The sequence below is a fragment of the Pantoea sp. Lij88 genome, assembly GCF_030062155.1.
In the GTDB taxonomy this organism is placed as follows: domain Bacteria; phylum Pseudomonadota; class Gammaproteobacteria; order Enterobacterales; family Enterobacteriaceae; genus Pantoea.
On record NZ_CP118269.1, the window covers coordinates 1,532,092 to 1,551,267 of the forward strand.

General features: G+C 50.0%; 18 protein-coding genes and 2 tRNA genes. 9 read left to right on the forward strand and 11 right to left on the reverse strand.

The window, feature by feature from the left end:
* Positions 1-23: 23 nt before the first annotated feature.
* From PU624_RS10840 to PU624_RS10855, 4 genes are all read right to left on the reverse strand, one after another.
* Positions 24-1,046 carry a type II toxin-antitoxin system HipA family toxin gene (locus PU624_RS10840; protein WP_283547620.1) on the reverse strand — a complete coding sequence of 341 codons (1,023 nt, stop codon included), beginning with the start codon at positions 1,044-1,046 and terminating at the stop codon, positions 24-26.
* Positions 1,043-1,354: a HipA N-terminal domain-containing protein gene (locus tag PU624_RS10845; RefSeq protein ID WP_283547621.1), complete on the reverse strand. Its 312-nt coding sequence runs from the start codon at positions 1,352-1,354 to the stop codon at positions 1,043-1,045. The genes PU624_RS10840 and PU624_RS10845 overlap by 4 nt, the downstream gene beginning before the upstream one ends.
* Positions 1,339-1,683: an XRE family transcriptional regulator gene (locus PU624_RS10850; RefSeq protein WP_283547622.1), complete on the reverse strand. Its 345-nt coding sequence runs from the start codon at positions 1,681-1,683 to the stop codon at positions 1,339-1,341. Before PU624_RS10850 ends, PU624_RS10845 begins: the two co-directional genes overlap by 16 nt.
* 365 nt (positions 1,684-2,048) lie before the next feature.
* Positions 2,049-2,124 (reverse strand) — tRNA-Asn (locus PU624_RS10855).
* 333 nt (positions 2,125-2,457) lie between these two features.
* Between PU624_RS10855 and PU624_RS10860 the strand changes: the two genes are divergently transcribed.
* The gene (locus PU624_RS10860; protein WP_283547623.1) at positions 2,458-3,579 is read left to right on the forward strand and encodes a Gfo/Idh/MocA family protein; all 1,122 of its coding nucleotides are present in this window, start codon (positions 2,458-2,460) and stop codon (positions 3,577-3,579) included.
* Between the two features lie 90 nt (positions 3,580-3,669).
* Here PU624_RS10860 and PU624_RS10865 read toward each other — a convergent pair whose 3' ends face one another.
* From PU624_RS10865 to PU624_RS10875, 3 genes are all read right to left on the reverse strand, one after another.
* On the reverse strand, positions 3,670-4,500 hold the full coding sequence (locus PU624_RS10865; RefSeq protein WP_283547624.1) for a glycosyltransferase family 8 protein: 831 nt from the start codon (positions 4,498-4,500) through the stop codon (positions 3,670-3,672).
* 12 nt (positions 4,501-4,512) lie between these two features.
* Positions 4,513-5,895, reverse strand: coding sequence for a D-arabinono-1,4-lactone oxidase (locus PU624_RS10870; protein ID WP_283547625.1), 1,383 nt, complete (start codon positions 5,893-5,895; stop codon positions 4,513-4,515).
* A gap of 83 nt (positions 5,896-5,978) precedes the next feature.
* A complete protein-coding gene (locus PU624_RS10875; protein ID WP_283547626.1) occupies positions 5,979-6,611 on the reverse strand; it encodes a TetR/AcrR family transcriptional regulator in 633 nt (210 codons plus the stop codon).
* 142 nt (positions 6,612-6,753) lie between these two features.
* Between PU624_RS10875 and PU624_RS10880 the strand changes: the two genes are divergently transcribed.
* Complete coding sequence (locus tag PU624_RS10880) at positions 6,754-7,293, forward strand: DUF2058 domain-containing protein (RefSeq protein ID WP_283547627.1); 540 nt, start codon at positions 6,754-6,756, stop codon at positions 7,291-7,293.
* 16 nt (positions 7,294-7,309) lie between these two features.
* Here PU624_RS10880 and PU624_RS10885 read toward each other — a convergent pair whose 3' ends face one another.
* Complete coding sequence (locus tag PU624_RS10885) at positions 7,310-8,008, reverse strand: RluA family pseudouridine synthase (RefSeq protein WP_283547628.1); 699 nt, start codon at positions 8,006-8,008, stop codon at positions 7,310-7,312.
* Between the two features lie 407 nt (positions 8,009-8,415).
* Between PU624_RS10885 and PU624_RS10890 the strand changes: the two genes are divergently transcribed.
* Positions 8,416-8,682 carry a hypothetical protein gene (locus PU624_RS10890; protein ID WP_283547629.1) on the forward strand — a complete coding sequence of 89 codons (267 nt, stop codon included), beginning with the start codon at positions 8,416-8,418 and terminating at the stop codon, positions 8,680-8,682.
* A 296-nt stretch (positions 8,683-8,978) separates the two neighbouring features.
* On the opposite strand, the gene PU624_RS10895 is transcribed toward PU624_RS10890, so the two are convergent.
* The gene (locus PU624_RS10895; protein WP_283547630.1) at positions 8,979-10,892 is read right to left on the reverse strand and encodes a methyl-accepting chemotaxis protein; all 1,914 of its coding nucleotides are present in this window, start codon (positions 10,890-10,892) and stop codon (positions 8,979-8,981) included.
* Positions 10,893-11,404: 512 nt separating this feature from the next.
* On the opposite strand from PU624_RS10895, the gene PU624_RS10900 reads away from it, so the two are divergent.
* The 3 genes from PU624_RS10900 to proR all read left to right on the forward strand — a co-directional run bounded on the left by PU624_RS10900 (position 11,405) and on the right by proR (position 12,749).
* Positions 11,405-11,677 carry a hypothetical protein gene (locus PU624_RS10900; RefSeq protein ID WP_283547631.1) on the forward strand — a complete coding sequence of 91 codons (273 nt, stop codon included), beginning with the start codon at positions 11,405-11,407 and terminating at the stop codon, positions 11,675-11,677.
* Between the two features lie 110 nt (positions 11,678-11,787).
* Positions 11,788-12,189 (forward strand): cell envelope integrity TolA C-terminal domain-containing protein, encoded by a 402-nt coding sequence (locus PU624_RS10905; RefSeq protein ID WP_283547632.1) that lies wholly within the window; start codon positions 11,788-11,790, stop codon positions 12,187-12,189.
* A gap of 257 nt (positions 12,190-12,446) precedes the next feature.
* A complete protein-coding gene (gene proR, locus PU624_RS10910; RefSeq protein WP_033733169.1) occupies positions 12,447-12,749 on the forward strand; it encodes a transcriptional regulator ProR in 303 nt (100 codons plus the stop codon).
* Positions 12,750-13,773: 1,024 nt separating this feature from the next.
* Here the strand turns inward: proR and PU624_RS10915 are convergent.
* The gene (locus tag PU624_RS10915; RefSeq protein WP_283547633.1) at positions 13,774-14,757 is read right to left on the reverse strand and encodes a hypothetical protein; all 984 of its coding nucleotides are present in this window, start codon (positions 14,755-14,757) and stop codon (positions 13,774-13,776) included.
* A 1,001-nt stretch (positions 14,758-15,758) separates the two neighbouring features.
* Here PU624_RS10915 and PU624_RS10920 point away from each other — a divergent pair.
* Positions 15,759-16,046 (forward strand): helix-turn-helix domain-containing protein, encoded by a 288-nt coding sequence (locus tag PU624_RS10920; RefSeq protein ID WP_283547968.1) that lies wholly within the window; start codon positions 15,759-15,761, stop codon positions 16,044-16,046.
* A 90-nt stretch (positions 16,047-16,136) separates the two neighbouring features.
* Here the strand turns inward: PU624_RS10920 and PU624_RS10925 are convergent.
* Positions 16,137-16,212: transfer RNA gene (locus tag PU624_RS10925), tRNA-Asn, on the reverse strand.
* 505 nt (positions 16,213-16,717) lie between these two features.
* Between PU624_RS10925 and PU624_RS10930 the strand changes: the two genes are divergently transcribed.
* Both PU624_RS10930 and PU624_RS10935 read left to right on the forward strand, forming a co-directional pair.
* Positions 16,718-17,641 carry a sugar ABC transporter substrate-binding protein gene (locus PU624_RS10930; RefSeq protein ID WP_283547634.1) on the forward strand — a complete coding sequence of 308 codons (924 nt, stop codon included), beginning with the start codon at positions 16,718-16,720 and terminating at the stop codon, positions 17,639-17,641.
* Positions 17,642-17,673: 32 nt separating this feature from the next.
* On the forward strand, positions 17,674-19,158 hold the full coding sequence (locus tag PU624_RS10935) for a sugar ABC transporter ATP-binding protein (protein WP_283547635.1): 1,485 nt from the start codon (positions 17,674-17,676) through the stop codon (positions 19,156-19,158).
* Positions 19,159-19,176 lie beyond the last annotated feature (18 nt).

Below are 19,176 nucleotides of genomic sequence, written 5' to 3' on the forward strand. Positions count from 1 at the left end.
TGATTAACGCTTCTGCATCACGTTTAAATTTCGGTCACAGCCAATAGCGTGATTCTTCGGGCAACATAATCAAGCACAACTTCCCGCGGTAATTCAGGCATGTGACTTTCGGTATACGTGTCGATAATAAGCTGATGTTGACTCACCACACCGGAAAGCCATTTTCGAGCCAGAGCCGGGTTAATATCCATGCCCTGCGCAAGCAGGATAAAGTCTGCGCCCAGATACTCCCCGTACTCTGAATTTATCCCCGGCGCGTTTCCTCCATCATTTTCTTCCCCTTCAAGCAGGGGCAAAGCTAAATACTCACCGAATGCTGCAGGGTAGGGCACTACGCTGATAAAGTCATAAACCGGGGCCAGAAAGGGAGAATTCTTTTCAGGAAGGATGATGCCGATATTGCGCAGATGAAAATCATTGTTGCCCAGCACATACGCATAAACGATGCGCAAAAAAAGGTCGCGCTTACTCTTTAAACTATTGCTGACTCTGGTATTCAGGAATTTAGCGGCCCTCTCATAACTGATGGCTTTATTATTACCAATCCTGCCATATTTATCGCCGAGACCCATCGCGCCATCCAGCTGTTCCTGATGTAATCTCGCGTTTTCTGCCTCTGAACGGTCATATCTTTTGATAACAAACGCCAGTTCACGTGGCCGATTTTCATCATGTCTGAAAGCCATCAGCCCGAATGGGGGAACATCAAATTTCAGACGCTGCATAACGCACATGGTGGCATGCTCGTTTTCTGCAAGGTGCGGATATTCTTCCGGAGAGGGTTTCAGAATATAGGTGCCGTCATTGCTGACGACGACCAGTTCTCCTTTTTCCAGGCGAAGTGACAGTTTAGGCTGATAGCCTGAAATGCTCATCCCTTTCTGACGTTCGGGGAGTTCCTGAATAAACTGACTGCGTGTGAAAGGCAGCGTAAGAGCCACGTCCTGGCTACCCAACAGATGCCGGATGCCTTTAGATGAGTAGCCGGTTTTCAACTCTGATTCTTTAAGACGGTTCAAAGTGATCAGGCAGCGCTCTGCATTCATGGTGTTATCTCTTTGAAAACGACAGCCCCAAGCATATCGTTACCATTTTTCATCAGTAAACCGAACAGATCGTTATCATCAATTTTTTGAATTTCAGAATAGCGTTTTCGCAGCCAGCCTTCGGGCGCTAAACCTTTAAAGAAAGGATGCAGGTCTTCACTTAAGTAGGGCTCTGGCCTTACCGGCATACTGAGAGATATCGCACAGCCGCGATAGGCTGGCAGATAGCAGAAAGTATAACCACTTTGCTCTTCACTCAACGTTCCTGCCAGTTTGTTGTAAAGCCACACTTCTATTTTTCGAGCCATACTTTTATACCCAGTTCTTTAAGCAAGGCATAAAGATTGATTGCCTTTGCAGAAGATGGCTTAGCGATCAGTCGTTTAAATGTCGAGAGTGACACACCGATCTGAATCGCCATCTCTTCGTAAGTGATATTTTGTCGCTTGAGTTCACTGACCAGGAGTTGTGGCAGTGTCTCAACTGTCAGGGGACTGAACACCAATCGAGTGTCCTGTTCTTCCGCTTTTATTGCCTCTTCTACAACTTGTGCACTAAGAGCTAATGGCGCTAATACCTCTCTCCGCTCTGACTCCGAAAGGCTTATCAGCGAAGCTTTAATCTCATTAAGGTTCATTTTTGACCTTTTATGCAATTTCAGCACGTTTATGATATGACATAGCTGAACTATAATGCGGAAAAGGTCATTTTTGAACCATTGGTTGGTATGATTTTAAAATTTTAAAACTGGAGGGTAAATTACCCTGATGAAAGGTCATTTATGACCCTTTGAGCGCGGATTGAGGATTTTGATTTAAGGAACAAGAGATCAAGTGTCAGAAATGAACTTTTCAGGTATGGCTGTTTTGAATGGTTAAGTCTCAGCTAATAACGAAAGGACCGGTAATTCGGAAGGGAAAAGAACTAATCAGGTACAAAAAATTTATCAAAAGAATAGAAAGCAAAAAGCCCGCTCAGTTTCCTGAGCAGGCTTTTCAAATTTGGCTCCTCTGACTGGACTCGAACCAGTGACATACGGATTAACAGTCCGCCGTTCTACCGACTGAACTACAGAGGAATCGTTTGAACGGGGCGCATAGTAACGGCCACGCAGGGCCATGTCAAAGCTCTTTTTCATAAATTCGCGCGACTGCTGAAATAGTCGCCATAATGCTGTGTTAAGCCCCGAAAGCATGGCCTGCAGGACCCGTGAGAGCAGTTAAAAAGCAAACGACGAACTGAGGTGTTTATGAGGTGTTCTGGCGCTGCGTGGCCCTTGTCAGACCGCACTACGCATGATTTAACCGGATTGTTTTTTATGGCCGTCACAAAGTCTCCATTCTGACTTTGTCAGCAACAAATATGAAACGTAGATTCCATTTCAACCCTGAACTGAATATCCGGAGTTGAAATGAACAAAGTCAGAATCGGCATGATTGGCAGCGGCTATATCGGGCGCTGCCACGCGATTGCCTATGCCCAGGCTCCCACCGTGTTTACACTGAAAGGCGAAATCGTGCGGGAGATGCTGGCTGAGGTGAACCCTGAGCTGGCGGCCCGACAGGCGGCGACCTTTGGTTTTGCGCGTTCCACAGGCGACTGGCGCGCGCTGGTGAGCGATCCGGCAATTGATGTGGTGGATATCTGCGCGCCTAACTTCCTGCATAAAGAGATGGCGCTGGAGGCGATACGCCACGGCAAGCATGTCTATTCAGAAAAGCCGCTGTCGCTGAGCGTGGCGGATGCGCAGGAGATGGTGGCGGCCGCTGAGGCGGCAGGGGTGAAAACGCTGGTTGGCTTCAACTATATGAAAAATCCCACCAGCCAGCTGGCAAAAGAGATTATTGCCAGCGGCGAGATTGGTGATGTGGTGCATTTCTACGGCACCCATAACGAGGACTATCTCGCCAGACCGGAAACGCCGCTCGACTGGCACTGCCAGAAAGCGCTGGCAGGGCTCGGCGCGCTGGGCGATCTGGCAGCGCACATCGTCAATATGGCGCACTACCTGGTCGGTGACATTGCAGAGGTGAGTGGCGACATGATGACGGTGATTACCTCACGGCCTGACCCGAAAGCGCCTTCTCGGCAGTTACCGGTAGAAAACGAAGATCAGGCCAGCGCGCTGCTGCGCTTCCATAACGGGGCGCATGGCGTGATTGAAACCTCTCGCATTGCCTGTGGCGCGAAGATGGGACTGACCTACGTCGTCACCGGCACCAAAGGCACGCTGCGTTACACCCAGGAGCGTATGGCGGAGCTGGAGCTTTATCTGCATGACGACCCCGTCGGGCGTCAGGGATTTAAAACACTCCTGACCGGGCCGGCACATCCGGACTACGCGAACTTCTGTGTTTCAGCCGGGCACGGCATCGGGTTTAACGATCAGAAGACGGTGGAGATCCGCGACCTGATCAACGGCATCGCGGCGGGCGATCGCATGTGGCCCGATTTCGCAGAAGGATTGCAGGTGCAGAAGGTGCTGGAAGCGATTGCGCACTCCGCTGAGCAGCGCCGCTGGATAGAGGTGTAGTGCAGAAGCTGAGTGACAGAGAGTATTGCTGTTTCGCTGATTAACGCAGGCGGGCAGGGCGGGAAGCTGTGGTTTCCCGCCCGTATACAGTCAGATCAGACCGCTTTTCTCCCACCACAATTTATCCAGCGCATAGAAGCGATCGCGCTGACTTTCAGGCTGGTTAAGATCGCGCTTCCACGGCTTCGCCAGAATATAGTGCAGGTTCTTCACCTCATCACCCTGCCAGAGACCGCTGTGCTGGAACGGCAGCGTTTTTAACGCATTGTAGATATAGGAGAGCGGTTTCCAGCGATCGGCAAACACTTCGTTCAGCAGATCCTGTTCGGAGAAAGGATAGGCGCTGAGATCATCAATCGCGGCAATCCGTTTTTCCAGGGCGTCGAACGTCGCATTGTCAGGCTTCAGCACCAGAAAACCGCCGTTCAGATAGTAGTCAACGCTCTCCGGAGCCTGCTCACCGCGTGCCTGCCAGGTGTAGTGACACTGCTCAGGCTGCCATTCTGGCGGATAAGAGGCAATCTGGTTCGGATTACAGCGGCAGGCGTGACAGGCGGCCAGCGGGTTATCGCCCAGATCCAGGGTAAACAGCTCATCCATATTCTGCAGCACCAGCATATCGGCATCCAGAAACACCACACGCTGATAATCGGTCAGCTGCCAGGCGCGCAGCTTGGTCCAGACCTCACCGAACTGCGCCGAGGCGTAATGCTGATCCAGATCGTCGCGCGGATAGAGTGGCTCGACCGGTTTAATCACGCAGCCTTCATCCTGCAGAATCTGACAGTCAGCTTCTGATATCGCCGACGTGGTCATTACCACCAGCGGCCACTTGCTGTGGCTCTCCTGCAGCGAACGGTGCAGCGCTTTCACGCCCACCAGATAATCGGGTTGTGTTAACAGCGTTACCCAGGCAAACATAGCGTTCCTCAATCAGTCAAAAAGTGGCGTGATGTAGTCATTCCCCAGTCGGCCCTGCGGGTCGAGCTGGCTGCGCAGGGCGCGGAAGGCGTCCCACTGCGGATAGATCTCACGCCAGTTGTAGCGTTCTTCGTCGTAATACTTGCCCCAGTGCGGGCGCCCGCCCTCTTCGGCCAGCAGTTTCTCCACCTCGGTCAGGAAGTGCAGGCCTTCCTGTGACAGCGAACCATCGTCGGCGTAATAGACCACAAAGCCGAAAAAGCAGGTTGGCTGGCCAGCAGCCGGGCTGAGCCAGGCCGACGAGGCACCGGTGCAGCGCAGAATAATCGGGTAGTGCATATGCGGACGGTTTTCGGCATACCACAATTTGATGCGGCGAATGATGGCCGGGGTTTTTGCCAGCGGCACGCCGATTTCTACATTAATCTGCGGCACTGCGATGCCACGGCAGAAAAGCTGATAGATGTCACCGGTAACATCGGTGAAGTCGCGAAAGCGGGTGACGGTGCGGAACTGTTTTCCGCCTTTGCCCTGGATCTGCGTATCGCGGTGCATATGCGCCAGCGTCTGGTCGATGGTGTCATTAAGACTGTCGTCAGCTTCGCCCTCATGTTCGACCACCTGGCGACCCTGCGCTTCATAACGCTGACGCTCTTCGTCACTCGCCTCGTGGGCGTTCCAGACGTGCATCAGGTTGTCGTCAACAAACCACCAGGCTTTGCTCAGCGGATAGTCGTTGTTCCACTGCAGCAGATCCTCTTCCAGCGTATCGGCTGATACGGCATTTTTGTGGCAGGTGAAGATCTGAAACGGCTGGGTACGCAGGGTTACTGCGGTGACGATGCCCAGTGCACCGAGCGAAACCTGTGCCGCCGGGAAGTCAGCATCGCCACGGACAAACTCTCGCACGCTGCCGTCGGCCAGCACCATACGGATGGCCAGCGCTTCATCGGCAATCGAACTCTGCTGCAAACCCTGACCATGCGTACCCGTCGCCATCGCACCCGCCAGCGTCTGAATCGCAATCACGCCCGGCGATGAGGCCAGCATGCGATTCATGTCGGTGAGGCTGCGATAAACCTGCTCAAGCGGGGTCGCGCCACCAAAGGTCACGCTCTGCTCATCACTGGCAAGCTGGCCGCTCAATGCGCTGAGATCGAGCAGCACATCGTCATCAGCGACATGCAGCATCCTGCCGGGCGACAGCTTGCTGCCAATCACACGAATCCTGCCGCGAGACTCGCGGATGATTTTCTGTAGCTCCGCTTCACTGGCGGGGCGCTGAACCTGCTGACGGCGGCCAATTTGCGCGTTCTGCGCCCAGTTCCACAGCGCATCATCATCGGGTTCTATATGGGTCTGGCGAAGCGGATAGAGGCGTGCGTCTCTGCTCACAACAGCATTCCTTATTATTGCATTTTCATGACAAGTGTAACTAAGCGTAGACTATGGATAAGCGGAGCCCGGCTGGCGGGCATTTATTTGCGGATATAACGTAATGTTGCGGTGACAGCGAGCTGACGATTGCGGCGAATACTCTCTTCTTCGCTGTTATCAGGGCTGAACAGGGCGTTGAAGGTATAGCGGTTTGAAACGTGGTGAACACAGATACTGCTGATCAGGCGATGGACATCGATGGTCTGCACATCGGCAGTGAACACGCCCTGTTGCTGACCGCGTGCCAGAATGTCATCCAGCAGATCCAGCGCGCTGCGGTTCAGCGCTTTAATCTGCGGCGACTGGGTGATGTAGCGACCGCGCAGCAGGTTCTCACTGCAGACCAGCCGGATAAAATCGGGATGCTCAACGTGATAATCAAAGCTGGCTTCCACCAGCCGCGTCATGGCCAGTTCCGGCTCCATCGCAGCCAGGTTCAGGCCGGTTTCATGCTGACGTATCTGCTGATAAACCTGTTCCAGCACCGCGATGTAAAGCTGCTCTTTGCTGCCAAAGTGATACACCACCATCCGTTTCGTGGTCTGCGCATGCTCAGCAATCTGCTCAAGCCTGGCGCCCTGCATACCAAACTCAGCAAAGGCTTTCAGTGCGCCTGCAATAATGCGTTTTTTCAGCCCTTCAGGGTCATTTTTACGTTTTGTGAGTTCTGACATGGTGCTCAATAAGGTGATTTTGACCGGGGAATGTTAGCACAGTGTCCGGAGGCTGCCCGTAACCGCTTATGCGGCAACCTGGCACAGCCCGGACGATTACAGGTATAATCCCGGACAAAATTTCACAGGTTCAGAGACGACAATGACAAAACTCACCTTGCAAGAGCAGATGCTGAAAGCGGGATTAGTATCCAGCAAGAAGATGGACAAGGTTCAGCGGACCGCTAAAAAATCCAGAGTCCAGGCGCGCGAAGCCAGAGCGGCGGTGGAAGACAACAAAAAAGCGCAGCTGGAGCGGGATAAGCAGCTGAACGAGCAGCAGAAGCTGGCTGTGCTGTCGAAAGAGTACAAAGCGCAGGTCAAACAGCTGATTGAAATGAACAAAATTGCCGTGGAGAGAGGCAACATCAGCTTCAACTTCACCGACAATAATCTGATTAAAAAGATCATGGTGGATAAGCCGACGCAGACTCAGCTGATTAATGGCCGTCTTGCGATTGCCCGCCTCGCCGCTGACGCGAATGGAGAGAGCCAGTACGCCATCATCCCGGCCAGCGTAGCGGATAAAATTGCCCAGCGTGATGCCAGTGCCATCGTATTAAACAGCGCATTAAGCGAAGAAGCACAGGATGAAGATGATCCTTATGCCGATTTCAAAGTGCCCGATGATTTGATGTGGTAATGACGCGCTGATGCACTCAGAACGCGCTGGCGGCAGAGAGTTGCATCGCCTCGCCGCTGACGGGATGAACAAATGTCAGCTCGCTGGCGTGCAGCATCAGTCTCTCTGCCTGCTCCGTGCCAGGCAGTGACAGTCCGCCGTAAAGATCACAGCCCAGAATCGGATGCCCCAGCTGCTGACAGTGAATGCGCAGCTGGTGGGTGCGTCCCGTTTCCGGCGTCAGTTCAACCCGCGTAACCGGCAACACCTCTCCCTCTTTCCCCTGAAAATAACTGCGTTCCATGACCCGATAGCGTGATCGCGCGGGTTTGCCCTGTATCTCGCATATCACCATGCGGGGAAACTGCGCCGGATCTTTGGCTATCGCGGCATCAATGATCCCTGAGTCATCGGCAAGGTGTCCGCACAGCAGTGCCTGATAGGTTTTGCCAACGCTGCGCTGGCTGAACTGCTGGCAGAGGGCGGCGTTAATCGCCTTGTTGCGTGCGACGACCATCAGACCGGAGGTGCCAAAATCGAGCCGATGAACCAGCGTACAGCCAGGGAAGAGCTTCACCAGCCGATGATGCACTGAATCGAGGTTTTGTGGATTTTTGCCGGACAGGCTCAGCAGCCCGCTGGGTTTATTGATCACCAGCAGATGCTCATCCTCGAAGAGGAGGGCAATCTCATCAAAGCAGGGTGGGGCGATAAACGTATCGATAATGGCAGACATCGGGCAACCGGCTGGTAAAGGGCACAGGATGATAACCGATTGCCTGGTCGGTGACGACGCCGGACCAGGCGATTACTCTTCAGTAATGGCTTCGCCGCTTTGTGTGGAGAGCGACTGGCTGGCCTGATGCGTTGCGAATCCACCATGGGCAGCAAACACTGAGCATACTGTCGCGGCTAACAACGTGAGAAGAACAGAGAGTTTCATGGTGGCATCCCGTGCTGATAAGACCAGCCAGTCTGGCAGGAAGGACGGCAGAGACAAACAGAACAATCCGGAAAAAAACATTTAGTACATTCGATCAGGAGGTTGCGCGATTTTTAGTGATTAATTCGGGCAGTTCTCGCTTTTAGAACTACAGTCTCTGGTGAGGTTGTCATCAATTCGTACCAAATGGAGGATTTTCTGTGTTATTTCGAGACGACGAGAAAGGCCACGTCATTATTGGCGAAGCGGCACTCAGCCTTGCCCTGGGTGAGAAAGAAATCAGTATCGCATCACTTTTTACCCAACTGGGTTTTATGGCGAAATCTGAACGCAACGAAGATCGGCTGACAAAAATCTCCGAAGCCAGAAGCTGGCTGAGCAGTTTTAAGTCACCGTCGGTTGCTCAAAAGCAGGTGCCGTACCTGCAGACTCTTGCAGGCCTGAACGAAGAACTGAACCAGCAGTAACTGAACTGACGCCAGTGGACGTAGTCCGGCTCCGGCCGGAAAACGACGAAGCGGACGACCTCAACGGTTGCGCGAAAGCGTATACCGGCCGGAGAAAATGTCAGGGACGACACTTCTCTCGCCATCGCGTTATACCCCCACCATACGGCTTTTCCTCTCTCCCGAACCCGAAATACAATCCGGCGCGAAACTGAGTATGGCGGAAGAGGTTATTCCTCTGGGAACGCTCTTTCAGCCAGCCCCATTGACATGAGACTGGCTGGACAGCATCAGGCCAGATAAAGCTTCGCTAACCGTTAAAAGCTTTCCCAGCTGGCGTCGGCGGAAGCCGTTACCGGCATCGCGGGAACTGAACGTGGTGCCAGAGCAGGAACAGTGCGATTCTGGCCTGGAGAAAGACGGAAGATGGCCACCGTTTTTTCCAGTTCTTCTGCCTGAGACTCCAGAGAGCTGGCTGCGGCGGAGGACTCCTCGACCAGCGCGGCGTTCTGTTGTGTCGTGGTATCCATCTCAGTCATTGCCGTAGCGATCTGTGAAATCCCGCGATTCTGCTCGTCTGAGGCAGCCGCAATCTCACCCATAATATCTTTAACCTGACTGACCGAGCGGACGATCTCATCCATGGTGGTGCCGGCGCGTTCCACAAATTCAGAACCGTCATGAACGCGGTCAAGTGACTCGCTGATCAGCGTTTCGATCTCCTTAGCCGCCAGCGCGCTGCGCTGTGCCAGATTCCTGACTTCACCGGCAACTACCGCAAACCCGCGACCCTGTTCACCGGCCCGTGCCGCTTCAACGGCGGCGTTAAGCGCCAGGATATTGGTCTGGAAGGAGATGCTGTTGATGACGTGAATGATTTCGCCGATTTTTCCTGAACTCTGGCTGATGCTGTTCATGGTGACGATCACGTCACGGATAATCTCACCACCGCGTCCTGCATTCACTGACGCATCGGTTGCCAGCTGACTGGCGTGGTGGGCGTTCTCCGCATTCTGTTTCACCGTCGAGGAGAGCTCTTCCATACTGGCAGCCGTCTGAACCACGGCGGCAGACTGCTGTTCGGTGCGGGAGGAGAGGTCGGTATTGCCTGCTGCAATTTCTGCCGAGGCACGTGCCACGCTGCTGACGCCATCACGTACGTGGGTGATGATGTTCTGCAGGCTGCTGTTCATTGCATCCACCGCCTGCATTAGCTGGCCTAACTCATCACCCCGTGTGGTTTTCAGTGAGGTGGTTAAATCACCGCTGGCAATACGCTGCGCGGCATTCAGTGTCTCTTTCAATGGCAGCGTAATGTTGCGGGTAATCCGCCAGGCGATCAGCAGGCTCAGGATGACGCAGGTCAGTGCGGCAAACGCAATACGCCACTCCGCCTGTTTGATAAATTCAGCGGATAGCTGGGACTGGAAAGCAAAGGTATCGGCCACCGCCGCATTGAGGCGCTCTGCGGTGGTGCTCAGACTTGCAGATTCCCTTTTTTCTTTCTCTGAAGCATCAACATAGCGCGTCAAAGGCTCGCGCTGCTGCGCCAGAGTGCTGATCACATTCCGCGTGGCCTCATCGATATTGGGCTGGGCGAAACTGTCCAGTTGCTCACTCAGAGTGGTGATTGCAGTGTATTCCTCAATGACCGCCTTTCGGGTGTTCTCTGAGGGCTTGTCGAGAAAGGCTTTTTCAACATTGGTCGCATCAAACAGCGCAGCGGCCATGTGCATGACCGGCAGCGCCGCATCGGGTGCCAGAGCCATATCGAGTGATTCGAACTGATGCGCCAGGACAATCAGGGCGCCCGGCTTTATAGCCTCAAAGGCAGCGGATGTTGCTTCCGCAGACGACACGAACTTCTCACGCTGAATCTTATACTCGTTGAGTAGCTGACCAATTGCCGCGACTTTCTGCTGACCTATATCATCCCACCTGAATCCATCCAGCCGTTTATAAAGGGCATCTAACTCATGCAGGGCCTGAACGTTCTGCGTGGCAAATTTAGGATCTTTGGTGTACTGGTAGAGGGTGCGATTAAGGCGGGCCTTGCTTAACGTGTTGACCATCTCCACGGTAATGGTGCGCCGGGCAGAGTTGTCTTTAATACTGCGAAAACAATCGAAAGCGATAGCGGTAATGGCGAGGGAGGCAGCGATGACGATGATAAAGCCGACGCCCAGTTTTTTCCCGATTTTAATATTTGAGATGCGTTGAGCAAGACCCATGAGGTTCACCTTTATTGAGGTTTCAGAAGCAAAAAAAGCATTAAATAAATCCAAAGATGATCTTCTTATCGTCAGGGTGAAATTATTCTTTAAAGTTATTTCAGATTGTGTCGGAAATTAATTAATTAGATATATATTGTTTTTCCTGGTAATTATCTGGTTGCTAATCTTACGGAGGTTTGTGCTTAACTATATGAATAAATTGAATTAATTTAATGTAAGTAATGTTTTTTCAAATTAACCCTCATTTTTTGATATAGATCAAACTTATGGCTGTGAAAGCGCCTCAGAAAATAATGGCTATTTTCAGATGATGAATTTGAAGGGGCGATATATTTAAAATATGGCTCTGAGGAAATAATTCTCTGACACGATTCAGTCGCGTCTGCATTCAGAAGGGTTGCACGCAGAAGACCGGAAGACGCACCTCACATAGACTACTCATCAATGCTACCGATCCTGACTGGCATCCGATAGAGTAGAACACCGACTCTTCAGAATGAGCAAAGCCAATGCCAGATTACTGTTTCTATACGCAGGGAAAACAGACTGTTGCCCTGGCAAGATTAAGCGTGAATCGCGCCGCAGATCTGCTGGCGCAGGGATATAAGAAAGAGGTTGAGGAAGTGCATGCCGCTGATGAAAAGCAGGCCATTGCACGCTTTGCAGATATAAGAAAAGACAATGCGATTGATCGACACAACTTTCTGGCTGGTGCGGGCACGATGCCGTGGATTGGGGTGCTCACAGCGCTGGCTGCTTTTCTCTTCTGGCGTAAAAAATAAATCTGCTTCAAGGCAGATCTGCAGAAAATAAGCGACCGATGATCTGACCTTACCCGTGCATCGCATTAACACAGGAAATCCTGCACCGGCGCTACCTTAAAAGGACTTATATGAAAAAAATCATCCTGATGCTGCTCTCAGTTGCTTTAGCAGGCTGTACGCCTCTTGCTCCCAGTGAATGTAATAAAAAGACGGCACTCGAAACCTGCAGCTATAACCAATCAGGCAAAGTAGGGGACAAGGATATCTATGGCCAGCAGGCGTCGGGCATTAAGAAAGCACTGGATGCCGCATTAACAGAGCCGCACGCCTGGAATGGAAAACGCTGTAATGCCCATCTGGATTTTAAAATTGATGGCACCCTGGATAATTTCATCGTCAAAGGGGGCGACAGAGATTACTGCAAAGCGTTAATCGAGGCGGCAAAACGTGCCAGATTCCCGGCTTTCACTGACCAGCACGTTTTCGATGTGATGGGATCAGCTCGCTGGAATATGGAAGGGCAACCCTGACAAAGCTTACACCGTTCAATCGAAAAGCCCGCCCGGATAACCCCTGGCGGGCTGCCTGACTTAAAGCAACGCCTGTATCACTCTCTGATCCCATCCGTCATCCTTCAGCACATCAGCGACAGCTCGCAAATCCGTGCAGCTTTAGTGTCTGCTTAACAGACATAACGGAACCCCTTTCTGACATGTCATCAAACTTCCGGTTGCCGATCGGGAATTCACACACTGGCTAAAAAGCTTTAACTATAAGGAGTAACGTGATGGGCAGAACGCTGGAACAGCTTATTGCGGATGAAAAACCGGAAGTCGTTGCCGACGCACAGGCCATGGCGACAGAAATCCTGCTCAACATACACCTTGCCGAGCTGCGTGAGAAAGTGCAGAAAACGCAGGTGGAAATGGCGCAGGCGCTGGGCATCACACAGCCGACCGTGGCGGGTATGGAAAAGCCGGGGCGTGACCTGAAGCTTTCCACGCTCAAACGCTACGTCGATGCGGCTGGGGGGAAGCTGCGGCTGGTGGTGGAGCTACCGGATGGTTCCCACTACGGGTTCGTGGTGTAAGCCACTCAGGCAGAAAAGCCATTCCTTTTGTACAAAGGGCTATTTTCTCCTGCCTTGATACCGATCCATATCACTGTTAATTAATAATTTTTCAATGGCATTAACATAGACTGAATATTATTTTCAGCAATTCACTGCACTACGCCCTCTTCGGAAGGCGTCCGGAGTTTCACGGTAAGCTGTCCATTTAGGCAGCGCAGCTCGCTCCACAAAAGTGTTTCCTGACTGGTTTCGGTACAGACCTTTATAGTTTACAGGCAGGTTTTGTTGCAAAAGCGAAGGATGGGATAGCTTTCTGAATCCCTCATTCCAATAAAGTGACTGAAACTCTCATAGATTAAGAGGGTGTATGCTGCTGAAGCAACAGGCATGCAGCATCAGCAGTTTCTGATGTCTCCATTACAGAATCACGTCACCACTTTTTGGACCGATGATGTGTTTCGGCAGTATCTCTTCATTACTATGTGAGTGATAAGTGGTGGCGTTACTAAATTCGCCGGTTTGCGATAGAAGGGGGGCGTTCATATCTCAGTTAGCCTGAGTAAAAGTCAGGTCAATATAGTTTGTACGAGCTATACAATCATAATTTCGAAACAGGTTGTACGCTGTCCTGAGGCCAGCAAGCTAGTTTCGACCGTCAGGCGGCCATGACATTCCCACTAACTGCGATACATCGTTCTGTCAGGCAGGGTATGACATTGCTTGGCTTTGCCGCTGCAAGTTGTCTCGTCATAGTTATAAGCACCAACAAGCTATTTGACTTGTTCCCTACTACAAGAGTTAGCTAGGCTAGATGTGGCAAAAGAAATCAATTAAGAAATGGATACTTTTATTATTCTGGATAGCATTAGAAATGCGGAGTGATTTTTTTCAAAAAGATTAAGTGTGTTTCGTTTTTTACATAGTTAATTGTGAGTTAGAGGTCTAGTTTTACTACGGTGAATGGCGTCATAAATATCTGATGGCCCCCGACACTTTACTAGTAGAGGGCGTCTAAAGTTATTTATCAGCTGTTTTTTTGATTTTATTTATCACAGGCTATTTCCCTCAAGTCGGTAGCGGGGAAGCTATATTCAGCACGGTATGCTTCTCCTCTGGATAAATATACTCTACCGTTCGAATCGGAAATTACGAAAACTTTTATTTTTCCTTTTGATGTTTGTTTGTTTGTGAGGTTTTCAGGGATGGAATACTTAACCATATCACTGTGATTATAACATCTGTATTGGAATCCTAATCCTATTTGTCGTGTTATCCCTTCTGAAGTGCCATTTGAAAATGCTGTCGCTATGTAAAAAACACAAGTAAAAGAAAAAAACATATAGAATAATATTCTGTTTTTATTGTGCTTTATTCTTTGATGCACATCCGCTAATCCTACACCAGAAAGTAGAAAGGTAATTATGAAAATAAATAGGGCCTGTAAAATGCCATTGAAGGAAAGCGTGCTCTCTATTTTAAAGTTTAATGCAATAGAAAGGAATATAAGGAGTGTATAGCTAATGACTAAAAGCAAAGATGAAAGTATAAAGAGTGTGAGTGTCTTCTGAGTTTTTTTCCATGAAATATTTACTCCAAAGACAATGACATGCTCTATCAAGGCAAAGATAAAAACAACAAAAGGGAAAAATATTAGTTTAAAAGCGCATAATGATGCAGCAATGCTGCATAAAAAGAAAAATAAAAAATAATTTATTTTTATATGCTTTATTTTTGCATGCTTTTCTTTAATTAAAATGTGGAAGTAAAGGCTTCTTGCTATTATGGGCGAAATAAAAAATGCAAGTAAGAAGAATGCAATTATTAAAGATAATATAAAAAAAGAAAAAGCACCATAACTTATCAATAAATTAGGCTGTATTAATTCTGTGAATTTAACGCCATGTCCGTTTGCATAACTGAACAAAAACCATGCGCCTGTTGTAGTACAAATGAAAATAATAATGGCAATTATCTTGTCGGCGTTTTTTAAAGCAAAAAGAGTGTTTTTTTTAAAAATGTACTGCACCAGTAAATCTCCTCTATTTAGTGAATTGCTATTGGGCGGCTGACTAACTGACCTTATAAACATTCATATGATAAAGTACCTCACTATCCAGTGCAAACTCAAAAGATTTAATCATGCTTTCATGAAAAAAATCACCAATGCAGCCCACCATCGTAATGAAAAGCGGTGTTCGACATAACGTTCCGCTTAATAAAAGTCAATCGCGTGAGGTTCATTACGATTCGGATAATTAGTAGTGATTTTTAATCTATTTAAATTTGGGTGGTGTTTTTTGAGAGTGAAAATGAGGATTTTACATTTATTCTCCGTGGTGTAACTTTCACCTCAGACAATGCTTTCAGATCTTCTTTTACAGTATGGTGCGACTTTTTAAATTAATTCAATACTGCAGGTAAAGCACGGCTCACTGGAACGAATGAAGGTCAGGTGGGTAACTTTGACCGCCAGTCGGGTAAACTATAGTCCATGATAAACGTTAATTCGTATCATCAGCTCGGGAGTATGTTCAGAGGGTAGAGCTTTACTGAGAGCACGTTTACTTTAAGTGATTGCATCAAAGTTTTCTGACCAATGTTGTAAGTAATAATGGCCGACTGTCGGTGTGACGTAATATTGCGGTGGAAAACTTTCAAACTTAAATTAAGGTGGCGTAGCATCTTCACTAAAACTATTTTCTTAAAAGGCTAATTTTGGTACTAAAAAACGTGGGTTTTCAGTGGAAACATATGGCGTTTTACAATTTTTTGGAAATTTTTCGGTTCTAACAACCGGAAGGTTTAGATATGTAATTATCTGAAATTTATTTATTAGTACAAGCCACTTCATGCCAACCGTTTAAAAAATAAATACAATTATCCATCCCTTTTTTCTATTTAAAATAACAAAAGTCGTACCTTTTAAAGAGGATTCGTTATTTTATCACTCTATCATATGGCATCAGATATACAGACGATAGAGTAGCGTCCTAACATCATGTGGTGCTTATCATCAAATGAGCCAGTATATTTAGCCTTTGGCATGAAAAACCGGAAGTCGTTGCTGAAGCACAGGTCATGGCGACAAAAATGCTGCTCAACATTCACCTTGCCGAACTGCGTGAGAAAGTGCAGAAGACACAGGTGGAAATGGCGCAGGCGCTGGGCATCACACAGCCGACCGTGGCGGGTATGGAAAAGCCGGGGCGTGACCTGAAGCTTTCCACGCTCAAACGCTACGTCGATGCGGCTGGGGGGACGCTGCGGCTGGTGGTGGAGCTACCAGACGGCTCGCACTACGGGTTCGTGGTGTGAGCCACTCAGGCGGAAAAGTCATTCCGCCGTGACCGACAAGTTAAATGCAAAAAGCCCGCTCAGGTTTCCCTGAGCTGGCTTTTCTAATTCTGGCTCCTCTGACTGGACTCGAACCAGTGACATACGGATTAACAGTCCGCCGTTCTACCGACTGAACTACAGAGGAATCGCTTGAACGGGGCGAATATTAGCGGCGCTAATCCCGCTTGTCAAAGCCCTGTTTACTGAATTGCGTTCAGATGCTCGTAAAAGCAGCGGTTTGGTGATTTTTACCTGATTCTGATGGATTTTCAAACTGCCAGCAGGATCTCACTTTGTGGGCATTTCTCAGTAGATGTTAGAGGCATGTCAAAGTTTTGTTATTTGCCGATGTTAAAACAACCGTTTCAGTGCTTTTATGATAAAAATTTCAAAACGAGATTAGATGGAATAAATAAACTGCTTATCATCACGGTCGTCACCATTGTCCGGAAGTGAAACAGCATTTTGAAAGTAACTGTTTGTAGATCAAGTGATTGTGAAAAGGAGTGGTCGATCACAAAAATAGCCAGAACCTGAAGTCTTACCTCAAATTTCCCGAAACAGACGCCAGTCAGGTTGGATGAATGTAAAAGATATTTTTCATTCGCAGTCACAGCCGCTGAGCAAGTTAACAAATAAGAAGGGTCCCTATGAACATTAAAAAAACGATTGTCGCCTCACTGTTAGCCTGCATGTTACCTGCCGCGGTTATGGCAAAAGATATCTCCGTTGGCGTCTCGATGGCGCTGTTTGATGACAACTTCCTGACCATTCTGCGCACTTCAATGCAGAAAGAGATGCAGAAAGATGGCGTCAAAGGACAGGTAGAGGATGCAAAGGGCGACGTTTCACAGCAGCTGCAGCAGGTACAAAACTTTATCGGTCAGGGTGTTGATGCACTGATCGTCAACCCGGTCGACACCAACGCGGTGAAACCGATTATGGATCAGGCGAGTAAAGCGGGCATCCCGCTGATCTTCGTGAACCGCCGTCCAGGCGCTGAGCTGACGGGCAAAATGGCCTATGTCGGTTCCGATTCAGAACTGGCCGGACGCTTACAGATGGAAGCGCTGGCTAAAGCGATGAACGGCAAAGGTAACGTTGCCATCCTGATGGGTGACCTGGCAAACGAAGCCACCCGCGACCGTACCAAAGGCGTGGAAGAGGTTGCCGCTAAGTTCCCTGGTATCAAAATCGTACAGAAACAGACCGCCAAATTTACCCGTAACGACGCGGTGGATGTGGTCAGTAACTGGATGACGGCCGGTGATCAGATCAATGCCATCGCCTCAAACAACGATGAAATGGCGATCGGTGCGCTGCAGGCGCTGGGTAAAAACCCGGACAAAATCCTGATTGCGGGCGTCGATGGCACGCCGGATGCACTGCAGATGCTGAAGCAGGGCAAGATGGTCGCCACGGTATTCCAGGATGCGCAGGGCCAGGGTGAAGGTGCGGTGCAGACGGCGATCAAACTGGTGAAGGGCGAGAAAGTGCAGAAAATCATCAACATCCCTTACCAGCTGATTACCAAAGACAACATGGAACAGTTTACCAATCGTAACCTGAAATAATCGTTCCCGACCCAGCTGTACGGAGGTGATGTATGAACGCGTTTGCGCTTGAAGCCGAAGGCATCAGCAAGTTCTTCCCCGGCGTTAAAGCCCTCGACAATGTGTCGTTGCGGGTGCGTCCGGGAACGGTACATGCCTTGATGGGCGAAAATGGCGCGGGCAAATCCACTTTAATGAAGTGCCTTATCGGGATGTATCGTCCCGATAAGGGCACCATCAAAATTAAAGGGGAGCCGGTGCAGTTTCAGGACACCATGGACGCGTTGCGTTCCGGCATTTCAATGATCCACCAGGAGCTCAACCTGGTGCCTTACATGACCGTCGCCGAGAATATCTGGCTGGGTCGTGAGCCGATGAAGTTTGGTTTTGTCGATCACGCCCGACTCAATCAGAAGACGCAGGAACTGCTTAACCGCCTGAATATCCGCCTGAAAGCCGATCGGATGGTGGGCGAGCTGAGCATTGCGTCGCAGCAGATGGTCGAGATTGCCAAAGCGGTCTCCTGGGATTCAGACATCGTCATCATGGATGAACCGACCTCCGCGCTGACCGAAACCGAAGTCGCGCACCTGTTTACCATCATTCGTGACCTGCGCGAGCAGGGTAAGGCGATCATCTATATCAGTCACAAGATGGATGAAATCTTCAATATCACCGATGAAGTCAGTATTTTCCGCGACGGTACCTGGATCGCCAGCGATCAGACGGCGAAATATACCCGTCAGTCGCTGATTACCCAGATGGTAGGCCGCGAACTGACGCAGCTGTTCCCGAAATTCAACAGCGCCATCGGGGAAGAGGTGCTGACGGTCCGTAATCTCACCTGCAAAGATCGTTTCACCGACGTCAGTTTCAGCGTGCGCCGGGGTGAAATCCTCGGCGTCGCCGGACTGGTGGGTGCCGGTCGCAGTGAGGTGATGGAGAGCCTGTTCGGCATGGAGAGCTTCGACAGCGGCGAGATCTTAATTGATGGCGTGCCGGTGACGATCGACTCACCCTCAACGGCGATTGAGAAGGGCATGGCGTTTCTCACCGAGGACCGCAAAAAGTCCGGGCTGTTTCTGGTGCTGTCGGTGATGGAGAACATGAGCATCGTCAACATGCCGGAGTACAGCGGCAAAAGCGGTTTTGTCAGCCATGTGAAGATGGCGCAGGACTGCATGGACCAGATCCGTCGGCTCAATATCAAAACGCCGACCATGGATCAGATCATCAACAACCTCAGCGGCGGTAATCAGCAGAAGGTTCTGATTGCCCGCTGGCTGCTGGCGCAACCGAAGATTCTGATTCTGGACGAACCGACGCGCGGCATTGACGTCGGTGCAAAAGCGGAGATTTACCGCTTAATCAGTGAACTTGCCAACCGTGGCGTGGCTATCATCATGGTCTCTTCTGAACTGCCGGAAATCCTTGGCATGAGTGATCGGGTGATGGTGATGCACGGCGGGCGTATAACCGGCATCCTCGATAAAGAAGAAGCCGATCAGGAAACCATTCTGTCGTTGGCATCCGAGTGAGGCGCGAGACCACTATGA

Bases quoted from the DNA above. Each gene is read 5' to 3' on its own strand.
- proR (WP_033733169.1), top strand. From the start codon at position 12,447: ATGGGCAGAACGCTGGAACAGCTTATTGCGGATGAAAAACCGGAAGTC.
- PU624_RS10885 (WP_283547628.1), bottom strand. From the start codon at position 8,008: ATGTCTGCCATTATCGATACGTTTATCGCCCCACCCTGCTTTGATGAG.
- PU624_RS10845 (WP_283547621.1), bottom strand. From the start codon at position 1,354: ATGGCTCGAAAAATAGAAGTGTGGCTTTACAACAAACTGGCAGGAACG.
- PU624_RS10895 (WP_283547630.1), bottom strand. From the start codon at position 10,892: ATGGGTCTTGCTCAACGCATCTCAAATATTAAAATCGGGAAAAAACTG.
- PU624_RS10860 (WP_283547623.1), top strand. From the start codon at position 2,458: ATGAACAAAGTCAGAATCGGCATGATTGGCAGCGGCTATATCGGGCGC.
- PU624_RS10930 (WP_283547634.1), top strand. From the start codon at position 16,718: ATGAACATTAAAAAAACGATTGTCGCCTCACTGTTAGCCTGCATGTTA.
- PU624_RS10900 (WP_283547631.1), top strand. From the start codon at position 11,405: ATGCCAGATTACTGTTTCTATACGCAGGGAAAACAGACTGTTGCCCTG.
- PU624_RS10875 (WP_283547626.1), bottom strand. From the start codon at position 6,611: ATGTCAGAACTCACAAAACGTAAAAATGACCCTGAAGGGCTGAAAAAA.
- PU624_RS10905 (WP_283547632.1), top strand. From the start codon at position 11,788: ATGAAAAAAATCATCCTGATGCTGCTCTCAGTTGCTTTAGCAGGCTGT.
- PU624_RS10935 (WP_283547635.1), top strand. From the start codon at position 17,674: ATGAACGCGTTTGCGCTTGAAGCCGAAGGCATCAGCAAGTTCTTCCCC.
- PU624_RS10840 (WP_283547620.1), bottom strand. From the start codon at position 1,046: ATGAATGCAGAGCGCTGCCTGATCACTTTGAACCGTCTTAAAGAATCA.
- PU624_RS10880 (WP_283547627.1), top strand. From the start codon at position 6,754: ATGACAAAACTCACCTTGCAAGAGCAGATGCTGAAAGCGGGATTAGTA.
- PU624_RS10865 (WP_283547624.1), bottom strand. From the start codon at position 4,500: ATGTTTGCCTGGGTAACGCTGTTAACACAACCCGATTATCTGGTGGGC.
- PU624_RS10850 (WP_283547622.1), bottom strand. From the start codon at position 1,683: ATGAACCTTAATGAGATTAAAGCTTCGCTGATAAGCCTTTCGGAGTCA.